4 protein-coding genes are annotated in these 11,825 nt (G+C 61.5%); all 4 read left to right on the forward strand.

What is annotated here, in order from left to right; translation table 11 throughout:
• Positions 1-164: 164 nt before the first annotated feature.
• Positions 165-5,048 (forward strand): NACHT domain-containing protein, encoded by a 4,884-nt coding sequence (locus NKH52_RS16465; protein WP_352736340.1) that lies wholly within the window; start codon positions 165-167, stop codon positions 5,046-5,048.
• 533 nt (positions 5,049-5,581) lie between these two features.
• On the forward strand, positions 5,582-8,788 hold the full coding sequence (locus NKH52_RS16470; RefSeq protein ID WP_352736341.1) for an SIR2 family protein: 3,207 nt from the start codon (positions 5,582-5,584) through the stop codon (positions 8,786-8,788).
• A 5-nt stretch (positions 8,789-8,793) separates the two neighbouring features.
• Positions 8,794-9,261 (forward strand): hypothetical protein, encoded by a 468-nt coding sequence (locus NKH52_RS16475; RefSeq protein ID WP_352736342.1) that lies wholly within the window; start codon positions 8,794-8,796, stop codon positions 9,259-9,261.
• Between the two features lie 170 nt (positions 9,262-9,431).
• The gene (locus tag NKH52_RS16480; protein ID WP_352736343.1) at positions 9,432-11,315 is read left to right on the forward strand and encodes a competence protein CoiA family protein; all 1,884 of its coding nucleotides are present in this window, start codon (positions 9,432-9,434) and stop codon (positions 11,313-11,315) included.
• Positions 11,316-11,825 lie beyond the last annotated feature (510 nt).

An 11,825-nucleotide genomic window follows, 5' to 3' on the forward strand; every position in this document is an offset into this window, starting at 1 on the left:
CGGTCTGACCGGGGCGGTTTTTTGCGTTTTAAAGGCCGACGACGTCTTGCTTGCGCGCTCACGCTAGCACCCCGCACCCAGCAACGCATTGCACGTCTCAAGTGGCACCGTTAGCCGTCAGACAGTGGGTGGCAATAGGGGGGCTGCGGTGCCATGTTGCGCGGATGAGCGAAGATCCAACGGATTCAGAGCCGCGTGGTATTCAAGCACCGCCTGATCGCATCGCCACGCCGCCTGTCAGCAGCCGTGCGCACTCTTTGCCTTTTGGTGAGCTGACATGGGAGAATTTCGAACGCCTCTGCCATCGGCTCGCACAATCAGACGGGGCGATCGAGCATTGCGCGCGCTTCGGCCTACAAGGCGAAGCTCAGGCAGGCATCGACATCTTCGCCCGTCGTGCCGACGGTGCCTATGATTGTTGGCAGGCCAAGCGCCATAAGAGTTTCGGCGCGTCCGAGTTGCGGGACGCGGTCGCGCTGTTCGAGCAGGGAAGCTGGGCAGCGCGGTCACGCCGGTTCGTCGTTGCGGTCCAGGCTCCGCTGCAGTCGACGGGTGTACAGGAGGAGATCGAACGGCTTGCTGCGAGACTGAAGGCTGCGGGGATCACCTTTCTCGCATGGGATGGTGAGGCGCTTACCGAGGCGTTGCGCGACCGGCCTGAACTCATCGACGATTTCTTCGGACGGGGCTGGGTCGAGGCGCTGCTTGGCGTCGAGGCGGCGCAGCGTATCCGCAACCGTCTCGACGGCGGCGATTTTGCTCGTGTGCGCGATCAACTGGGGCGAGTCTATTCAGAGCAATTCCACTTCATCGATCCCGGCAGCTTCGGCTCGATCGGCCAAGACGAAGGTCGCCGCGCTCTCACGATCTTGGAGCGATTTATGGCGCCCGATCTGCTGGTTCGCGAGGATCGCGCCGCTGGAAGCAACGATGCGGAACGCCTTGGCGATCGTGCATCCGCACTTCCGGAGGATCAACCAACGGAGCGCAACCGAGGCCCATTGGCTACGCGGATCTCAACTACCCAGACACGCCGTATCGACATGCATGGCTGGCTCGCGTCCGGCGACCGCTTCGCGATCATCGGCGACGCCGGCTCGGGCAAGAGCACCATATTGCGTGCGGTCGCACTCGACATACTGCACGATCAACGCCTCTTCCCTGATCTCGCCAGACGGTGGGGCCGGCTGCTGCCTTTGCATATCTCGTTCGCGCGCTGGTCGCGCGAGATTGCGAGCCATGGCGCCGAAATTGGATTGAAGGGCATCGCGCATCGCGCGCTACAGCCCTTCCTTACAGCAGATCTGGTCGGCCTACTCGACCGTGCGATCGACGAGCGGCGCATCATTCTTCTAATCGATGGGCTCGATGAATGGTCGGACGAACAGGCCGCGCGAACCGCACTGGCGAGTCTTGTGACGACGGTAGGCGCTCATGAGATTCCAACAATAGTGACCGGTCGACCTCGCGGCATGGCGCGGATCGGCAATCTACCATCGGGTTGGAAGCGGGCGGCAATCGCCCCGCTGTCGATCCCTCAGCAGGCAGCAATCGCAGGGCGATGGTTCGATAGGTATGCGCCTGGACCGGTCTCGAAAGCCCCCACAGCCCAAGACCGACCTCGTCGTCATCCCGATCGCACGGCTAGCTTTATGGGTGAGCTCGCGCGTGACCGCAGCTTAATCACATTGGGGGAGACCCCGCTGCTCCTGATCGGCCTCATCACGCTCCGGCTACGCGGCCAAGTGCTGCCGCGCAGCCGCATTGAGGCCTATCGCCAATTGGTGGCGCTCCTACTAGAAACACATCCGCAAAGCCGCGCGACCGCAGCCGGCGATGTGCAGCCGCGCTTTCGACATGCCGATGATCCAGAACAGCGCCGCGCCGCGGTCGCTTATCTGGCCTATTCGATACGTCGTGAGGCGGGCGATGCCGGTTTCCCACTGGAGCGCGCGCGATCTCTGTTGCGAGATTACCTGGCTTCAACAGACGGCTTCCAATTGGAGCCGGCAAGGGCCAGCGCGGCGGCTACCGAAATCCTGGCGGTCAATGCCGAAACGCAGGGGATCATTGTCGAGAAAGCGCCCGACGAAGTCGGCTTCGCACACGCGAGCTTCGAGGAGTTTCTGAGCGCCGAACATCTCTGCGGGCTGCCGTTCGAAGAGCTGCGCAGGTTCGTAGAGATCGAGGCGGGCAATCCACGCTGGCGCAACGTCATCGTGAACTCGCTTGGCATTCTCCAGCGGCGCGACGAGATCGATAGTCTTGTCGTCACGATCGAGGCGCCTGGCGCCGACGCCCTCGGCAACGAATATCGGCAGGGATTGCTGGCAGAGGTCGGATTCACTTCCGCCGGCCGCTCGCCGGCGACCGCGCGCCGACTGGCCGAAGACGCTATGCACCGTATCGAGCTAAGCGACTGGATGCCGGGACGGGCCGACGCGTTGCGCTCGGCGCTCAAGAGCCTAGGCGATCCGGCCCTTGGGGCCCTCGTCGAGGGCCGGCTTTCGGGCTGGACGCCATCGCGTCCTTTTTACCGTTCAAGCCTCATCCAGGCGCTCGGCGACTGGCCGCGATCGCCTGACGTGGCCGATGTCGTCTGGCGAGCGTTCCACGACGACGATCGCGCAATACAGCGATCCGCGGCGACTGCGTATCTCGATTTGCACAACGGTGACTTGCAGGCTGCCGACCGCCTCGTCGAAGCAATCAAGCGTACTACCCGGCCATCTGTCGCTGCGACGATGCTTGAAAGCCTACTCCTGGGGTGGCCGGAACATCCCCGCCTCGAAGCCCTGTTGCGCGATGCGCGATCGTCGATCTCCGCTCCCCTGCGGCTGGTCGGCATTGCCGGCCTTGCAGCGCGCGGCGAAACACCAGCGGAAACGCGCGACGAAGTGCTGGAGCTGTGCGGCTTCTGGTCGGGCCTCGACTATGCGGACCAGCCGCTCGTACTGCACTTGCTGATCAAATATTGGAAGGATGACGAAACGCTCATCAGTGGCGCCGTGGACATGCTGGAGCAGCGCCAGCACCCGTCTGTGTGGGAGTTTACAGACGCCAAAGCCTACCTGCTGCATTGCTCGACCGACCAGCACAAGGTCAGGCAGTGGCTTCTGCGGGAGTTAGAAAAACCGCGCTCGATCAACATAATGGGGCTGGACAATGTCTGGACCCGGGTCGGCCTCTTCGCCAAAGACGACCCGCGCCTCCTCGAGCCAGCGGTCGCGTCGTGGAACCAGCCCGAGCAACGCATGATGCATCTCCGCGAGATCGTCGGATTCGTGCAGTCGGTCCGGGACAGTCGGATTCGCGACATCCTGATTGACGTCGTGCGCGGCAAAGAGGATTTCCAGAAGCACTGGGCGGCAAAGGCGCTGGTCACCGCCTGGGGGAGGGACGACCCGGCCGTGGCGGGCCTGTTTGATGAGATCTTGACTTGGCCGGCCGAACGGCTGATCAACCTCGCCGCCGTCTTACCGGAGATAGATCCAGACCGCCAGGCCTGTCGGCAGCGCCTGCTCGACCTTAGCCGGGATCCGCTGGTCAGACGCGACCTACTCGCCGTCGGCCTCGAGGCCTGTGGTTGCGATGGAAGTGACGACGCGGCGGTTCAGGCGTTGCTCCAGCCCAGCCAGCGCAGCGTCTATTCGCCGATGGCAGTGCTGGGGCGGAGTTTCAACACCCACCCGGACGTCCGGGCGTTGGCCTGCATGTCCTTGAAGGCACCAGAGCCGCCCTGGGTGGCGCTCGCGACCGGCTTCGGTGACGAGCCTGGGGTACGCGAGGCGCTACTTCGAGCGGCTGCTCCACTCCCGCTCGAGCTACGGACAGTGATCGCCGAAACCGCAGTCGCAGGCGGCGTTGGAACGTCGTTGGACTCGACACTCCAGCATTATGAGCTTGAAAGTGACCCCGAGCTGATGGTGCGCCTGTCCATCGCATACCATCGCGCTCTGGTGGCGGCGGGTCGTCAGGCCGATGCCATTCCGAAACTAGAGGCCCAATTGCTGAGCTACGGTTCCGACTTGGAACCACTTCGCGCCGCCGCGTTGGCGGGCGCCACGATCATCGGCGAGCTAACCCGCGTTGCCGGCCTGGAAGAGCAGGGTCGATTGGCCAATATTGTCTTCACAACGACACTGCATCCGCTCCCCAGCATGGTGCGCCTCGTGAGCGAGCAATGGCAGTCCTTCCGAGCCGCTTTCGGCGACACGCTCGAAGAGCGGCTTAAGACCTTCAGCGAAAACGGCGTAAAGCACACCCTGGCTTACGGAGCCGCCTTGTCTGAGGCCGCATCCTCTGAGTTCCTGGCATCGGCAGAGGCCGGCACGATGGCTAGGAATCCGACTGCGCTCCGCACTCTTGCGATGCTGAGGCCAGCCAGCCCCTTGCTGCTCACCCGGTGCCTTGAAGCGCTGGACCGGGAACATGGCCGCAACGATTACATGACGGTCAAAGCGGAGATCGCGCTCATCCTCGCCGAGCAGTTCGGCGGCGACGCGGCGGTCCGCGACCAACTGGTGGAGCGGATGCGGCACAGCCACAGCAGCGCCTCCGTCCTGGCTCTTGCGCTCCATTCGCCGGGCGACCCCGCGCTTGCCGCGTTGCCTGAGATCCGTGTGCCCCAGCGGGAGCTCGGGCAATGGGCGACCATCGTCCATATCGCAGCGTCCTTTGCCAGCGCGACGGAATTTGCGCAACTCGTCGAGACGTTGGTGACGCGCTCCCGCCGGATTCAGTTTGATGCCCAGAAGATCAGCAATCTCGGAATCGAGCGCCGACTGCGTCGCGACCCGGAGGTTGCAGAGCTGTTGGGGCGAATGGTTGACCCAAAAGCCCATCCCAGCATCCTGGCCAGTATCCCCCGCTATCTTGCCGCGACTGGCACCCTTGGCGAGAAAGAGCGGGCGAAGGTCCTCGACGCGCTGGGGATGTTCGCTCGCGACCAGATCGTGCCCCTGGCAGGTTACGACGCCGTCGCCGACCGTGTCCGCTCAGTCAGGCTTTCGATGCTCGATGCGCTTCATTCTGGAGCCGAGATCTGACTGGCTAGAGTCGCTCACGTTCGCCTTTAGTCACCTATAGAGCCGGCCGGCATGACCGACACAAGGTGCACTGCGGCCCGGCAGCATTTGGGCCGGAAGCAGACCGCGTCATGGTTCCTTTGTTCCCTCGCGCCGCAAGGCAATAGAATAGCCCGATGACGCAACGATCTTCATGGAAAGCGTGCCGACCAGCTCAGGCTGTCCCAAAACGGCAGCAGCTGGCAGAAAGCAATGTGTCCCCATCCGACCCGCCTACCAGGCGGGTTTCTATTACAGGATGGTCTGGACCATCACGACGGCGACTCGATGCGTCGCCTCGCCTCATCTGTGAGAAACACATATCGAAGGCGTGGACGACGCAAACCCTGAAATTCCGTTGCGTAAACCCCTCGAGGGCCTTGCTTGAGGTCGCGGTCAAATGTTCAATCCTTTGTGTTTGAGGAGTGTCGCCAGCTCAAGAATGAACATGGTCGACACCTCTGTACGCGGAAAGGATTCACTCGCGATGGAGCAGATAAACCTATTATGCCGCGATGCAGTTCGACCATAGCGGGCCGGACATTCCTATTTCCCTGCTGCGTGCGCAGCGAGCAGGAAACTTGCTATTTATCGTCGGCGCCGGGGTTTCAAAGGCTGCCGGGCTTCCACTTTTTGGCGAGCTCGCCGATCTCGTCTATGCCCGCCTCGGGCAAGCGATTCCTGGCGCTCCGGGCAGTCTTGCTAGCCGGGCGGAGTTGGAGGCACGCCGGGACGGGCAATACGATCGGCTGATCGGGCTTCTAGAACAACGTTTGGTGTATCGCGGCGCCGATTGGCGACAGCCGCACAACAGGGTTCGAGAAGCCGTCGCAATCTTAGTTCAGCCGGGTCCGAGAGCTCGCGTCGCCGCACATACTGACTTGCTCGATCTCTCCCGCGCAACCGATGGTCGACCGCGGATCATTACCACAAATTTCGACACGCTCTTCGAACGAGCATGGCGGCGACGCACCGGCCAGCATCTGACCAGCACTGCGGGGCAGGGTATGCCGACAGTTGGCTCACACGACTTCACGGGCGTGCTCCATCTCCACGGCCGGGTCGGCGACCGTCGCTATGGTCTTAGCGAAACCGATCTCGTGTTGACCTCGGCAAACTTCGGCGAAGCCTACATGCGCAGCGGCTGGGCCTCGCGCTTCGTGTACGATCTCCTGCGACGATACACGCTCGTGCTTGTGGGCTACTCCGCAGACGACCCGCCGATGCGCTATATGCTTGAGGCGACTGAGGAAGGGCGTCTCAACTTCCCGGACCTGAAGCCAGCGTTTGCGCTCGTGGGCGACACGGCCAACGATGCGGGGAGCTTGCGCGAGGCATGGCGCGGAAAGGGGGTTCAGCCTCTGGTCTATCACGCGCCCAATCATGACCATGGTGCCTTGTATCGTACGCTGGACGCCTGGGCGCAGCTGGCCCGCGAACCCCTGGAGTGGTCTGCGAGGCAGCTTGCACGTATCGCCGCTGCCAGCCGGAAGGACGCGACGGCGGAGGATAGGGCGACCTTCGCCTATCTAACCAAGGAAGTTTCCAGCGTGACGGTTGCCGCGGTGCACAGTAGTGATCCCGCGTGGATCGAGGAAATCTTGCCGCCCGATGCCGATGAAGGTTGGACGTTCATTGCTTGGTTCCGAGACCGACTGCAATCGGCGGCTGCAGCGCGTTACGCAGCTGCCACCGGCGAGGCCATCAAGCCACGGATCGCCCGCGCGGTCGACATTTTGCTACGCTCCCAACAGCATCCCTTGCCCGAACCCTATCAGCGTTTCTGGCTGCTTTACGTCCAAGCCAATCTGCGAATTGCCCCCAGTCCATACGGCAGGATGCGTGAGGGCACGGCGGTCACCACTAATCGCATTCAAGAGCTTGCGGGCCTGATCGAACCTCGGTTGCGGGTCGAGCGTAAGTTTCGTTGGCCCGAGACGGATGAACCCGAAGCCGAGCCCACCAATGTTCACGACATGGCCCAGTTCAGCTTTCGGGCTAGCGATCGCGATTGGCGTCGCCACCTCGATCGCTGGCCCACAGACGTTCGTGCCGAAGAACGCTTGCTCCTAGCGCTCGATCGCAGCCTGTGTGAAGCCATAGAGATCGGGAGCGACGTCGGGCTGGTTCAGGCGGATGGCGACCTGATGTCTTTCGACCTTGCACTGGTTCATGCGCCCGAGGCCGACGAAGGGCTCGTCGACCCAAATGATCGACACAAGAGTAGTTGGCGGCTTAACGAGCCTGACGCCCATAACGACCACTTCGCACCGCTCGTTCGCATGATGACTGGTCTATGGCGACGGCTGGCTGGCCGCGACGCACGACGCGCGAGCCGGATTGCGACGGTCTGGATCGAACGCGACCCACTGATCTTCAAGCGGCTCGCAGCTTGGGCTGCGACCGAAGGCGACAACGCTTCGGCAACCCTAGTTGAACGCTATCTGCTCGACACGAACCGAACGCGATATTGGCAGTCCGACAATAGCCCGGAGCTCGTGCGCTTCTATTGCAAACGCTGGAATCACCTCGCGCCTGAGACACGACATGCGATCGAGCGTGCGATTTTGGCCGGCATGCTCCCCGAAGTCATCCATCGCATCGCGAGGCGAGGAAACCGAGATCATGCGCGGGCGCTCTACACCACGCGCGAGCTCGTTCGTATCAGGACAGCGGGCGGCCGACTGTCTCGCGAGGCGAGCCGGCGGCTGAATGGCTACTATCGCGCCTTTCCCGACTTGCCCCGCCAAATGCCGATCTACGCCCACCTATATAATCCGAGTTGGTCAGGATCGGGCTATTCGGCCGACATTCGAGTACTCGATGAAGTCAGCGATTCCCAACTGCTCGAGAGCGCTGAAGCTTTCGAGACCAACAATCGCATTGAACAAGCCGACTTGTGGAGCGTATTCGCCCGAAACGAGCCCGTCCGAGCCTTTGCGGCGCTACGGGATGCGCAGGCTAAAGGGCAGTTTCCGTCGCATCGCTGGCAGCCCTTCCTGAGCCTCTACGCTTCCCCCGAGGCCGAGCATGCGCCAGAGACATGCCCGCCCTTAAACAATGTCTTGCAAGTCCTCGCGCAAGTGCCGGGCGACGCCCTTGCTCCCGTCACACACCAACTTGCCCGTATCGTCGAGCGCCACGCCTATGCGATTGACAATCCCCTCTTCCCACAGATCCTTGCGCTATGGGACCAGTTGGCACCCGTCGCCGCTCACGAACAGGACGAGCGCGACTCCCCCCTATCCGAGTTGGTGTTCTCACATCCGCTAGGTATCATCGCCGACAGCCTCGTCAGCATGCTCGACAAGATGCAACTCGCACCTGGCAGCGGCATTGCCCTGCCGCTTGCGGGGCGTTTCGACATGTTGGCAAAGCTAGCGGGGCGGGCTGGACTGATCGCACGCGGTGCCCTCTTGCAGCAACTGGCGTTCCTTCACACGATTGCACCAGCTTGGGTGGACGCCAACCTGCTACCAGGCCTACTTGAGCAGAACGACGATGCGATCGATCTGATGAGCGTCGTCGCGCGCTCGGTCGCGCCGCGATATGCCGAGTTGTTTAATCTCCTGAAGCCGGCGATCTTCCACGCGCTCGAGCATGAGCGCACCGACGAAGCGATCCAAGAGCATCTCTCTGGCGCGTTGATCGGCGCTGCCTTCGCGATCATCGAAGGACAAGGCGGCTTCAATTTGACCGGGTTGGAGGCCGGCAGACGCTGACCCGCATGCCCAATAACGTGCTCTCTCGCATAGCGTGGGAGCTTGGCTCACTGCTCCGCGACAAGAAAGACGCGGATGCGAAAGCGGCCTTTTGGGACGCGTCCATTGTGCCCTTCTTGCGCGATTATTGGCCGAACGACGTATCAGCCCGGACATCCGAGGTGTCGGAAAACCTTGCGCACCTGCCCGCGCTGGCCGGTGAGGCCTTCGAACGCGCGGTTCCCACAATTCTTGATCTGGTCTGCCCGATCCAGCGATACGACTTGCGCTATGGGTTTGGGCTTGAGGATGAGGAGGATCTCCTGACGCAGCAGCCGCGCGCCTCACTGCTGCTGATCAGTTCCATTCTTGATCGTTCTGCGCCGCCGCCTCGCGATATCGACGAGGTCATCGAACGGTTGCTCGCAGCCGATCCCGACATTGCATCGGAGCCTGCATTTTGGCGCCTGCGGCAGATGCGGCGAGCTGACTGAAGCAAGTTCTACACAGCGAACATTTCAACGCATGGCAGGCCGCTAGCAAAATTGCCGCTGTGGCGACAGAATTCCTTTTGGAGGCGAACCGAGAACAGGAATAGGCTCGGTGTTCGTCAGGCGGCATTGCCGAGCATCCCGGCTCTTCAACGGAGCAAACCGGAGGCGAGGTGGACGACCACGAAAATGCGAGAATATCTTTCGGCACCGATCGTGCACAGCTTGTCTATGGGCTGAGGCCGGACCGCACGTTGGCGCATATCAGCGAGGTTCAGCGCGGCATTGCTTGCGGATGCAATTGCCCTGCCTGCGGCGGTCGGTTGGTGGCTCGCAAGGGTGATGAGAACGTGCCGCACTTCGGGCACGACGGTGGCGACGCGTGCGGGGGCGGTCCTGAAACCGTTCTACATCTCCTTGCCAAGGAGGTGTTTCGAGCAGACCCGTCGCTACTCCTGCCGAAACGCCTTGGGCTCAATAAGGGCAGCGTCGTGACGAAGCCGGGTCAGCAGGTCACGACGCAATTCCTTCGAATCGAGTTCACTGACCCGAAGACGGTTATCCCGGACCTCTATGTTCGGGCGCTAGGGTATGACCTCTTTGTTGAAGTCGCGGTCACCCATGCGAGCGACGAAACAAAGATTCACCGCCTTCGGGAACACGGCGTCATGGCTGTCGAGATCGACCTGTCAAAGTTGCCCCGAGACTCGACACGTGAACAGATCGCGGATGCGGTGCTTCGATCCGCGCCACGGTGTTGGCTCTATCATCCCGATATCGACAAAGCGTTGGCGAAGACCCGCGCCGACGAAGAGACATGGCAGGCTGCACAGGAAAAGCGGTTCGCCGACTATCAGGCCAGGCATGAGAAGCGGGCAAATGAATTGGCGCGCGCCTATGTCGATGGGCTGAAACAACTGGCCGGAAAGAAGATTGCTGTTCCGCGTGATGCAGAACTCAAAGCAATCGGACTCGCCGAACATGTTGGTATCGAGGTCGCCGGCTATGCGTGTTTCACTGTCCCGCCTGCGGTATGGCAGGCGACAATCTTAGCGGAAGTCTTTCACGACCACTGCCTTGGTAGCGCAGCTACCAAGGCAGTGCCGATCGCCAAGCATTTGGAAAAGAGCGCGCTGATACGCCCGCAATTTCAGCGTGTTACTACCGAAGTAGCGTACGGTGTCGCTGTCGCCGAACCTCGCTTCGCGCCCGCTTGGAAGGCGATCGACAACTATTTGCAAAACCTGCTCGGAAAGGGCGTTCTGGTTCAGCAAGGCTACGGAGTGACGCTGGAGAGGTCCCTTGCGGACAAGTGGACCGCGCGCACGCTGGCAGAGACACAGAGAACCGCTGTGGTGCATGCCGCAGTGCAAGCAGTCGATTGGATCTTAGCCGAGCTTCCGGCCGAAGAGCGAGGGGACATGACCGGCGAGTCGTGGCTGAATTCTATCCACAGAGAGACGAACATGACATATCGGGCCGCGATCGAGTCTGATGTCGAAGCGCCGAAGATCGCCGCCGAAATAGACGCCGTTGTCGCGATGTTCGGAAAGAGCGGCGCGATCCCACATGCTGCGTTGGGTTTGCCTATTCGAGGCGCAATCGAGCGCTGCAAGGCTCAGAGATCAAAGCAGGCCGAAGGGCTACGGCAGAAACAGATTCAGGAAGCCAACCGACTTAGGCAATCGCGTCGGGACCGGCTATGCGTTGACGCTGAAACGGAACTGAGCGGCCCCAATCTTGGGGCCTTTCTGAACGCGAAACGCGACGATCTGAGCGGCATGTCGCCGTTGGAAGCGGCGGAGGATAGCGAGTCGGGATTGACCAAGGCTCGAGGCGCGCTCTCCGCCGATGTCAAGCGCAAGCGATATCAGGAGAAAATCACTGCCGATACCAAGCAGACTTTGTCAGCGAAGCATGTCGATGCTTTCCTTAACGGCCGGGATGACGACTTAGAGCGGACAACGCCACTCTTGTACGTCCGAGATGACGCCACCTACCGGAAGGCGCTCGGGAAGCTAGCTGAATGGCAGAGGGGGTTCGGCGGACCGTTTTGATCATAGGATCACCACCGTAAAAAATCATGGCTGGGAGGAGTCTCGGTCACTTTTCTGCGCTCATTTCACCTGGGGCCAGTGACCTGCGTTAGGATTGAGCCGTCCGTCCGCGTAGACTGCCGTAAAGCCTCGTAAATCAGCGTCAGCGGCGTGACCTATCTCAGGCCGTTTCTAAGGCACGCCGCATTGATTTCAGTGCAGAGTCTCGTGGCAGCAGGAGAGCGCTACATCGCAAGACCCACTATTGAGCAGGAGCTGTTTTGTTATCGTGTACAGGGAATCGCGATCGAGGGTCACGGCGCTCGTCGAGGCTGACACCAAGCCAGCTCACTCATAGTAAGATCACCTAGGCGTCGCTCGCGCGCCTGTCGAACCGCCGATTTATCGAGGATGAGGCGCACGCGGAATCCAAATCGTTTAGAGCCCTAGCAGGCTGTTGAAGAAGTCAGCCGCGTTCGCAGACGAAGCCTGAATCGTCGGCATTGTGGATGTAGAAGTGGCCGACGAGGC

The sequence above is a fragment of the Mesorhizobium sp. M1066 genome (genome assembly GCF_040318635.1).
GTDB lineage: Bacteria > Pseudomonadota > Alphaproteobacteria > Rhizobiales > Rhizobiaceae > Mesorhizobium.

Coding starts and splice junctions, on each gene's coding strand:
- NKH52_RS16465 (WP_352736340.1), top strand. CDS start 165: ATGAGCGAAGATCCAACGGATTCAGAGCCGCGTGGTATTCAAGCACCG.
- NKH52_RS16470 (WP_352736341.1), top strand. CDS start 5,582: ATGCAGTTCGACCATAGCGGGCCGGACATTCCTATTTCCCTGCTGCGT.
- NKH52_RS16475 (WP_352736342.1), top strand. CDS start 8,794: ATGCCCAATAACGTGCTCTCTCGCATAGCGTGGGAGCTTGGCTCACTG.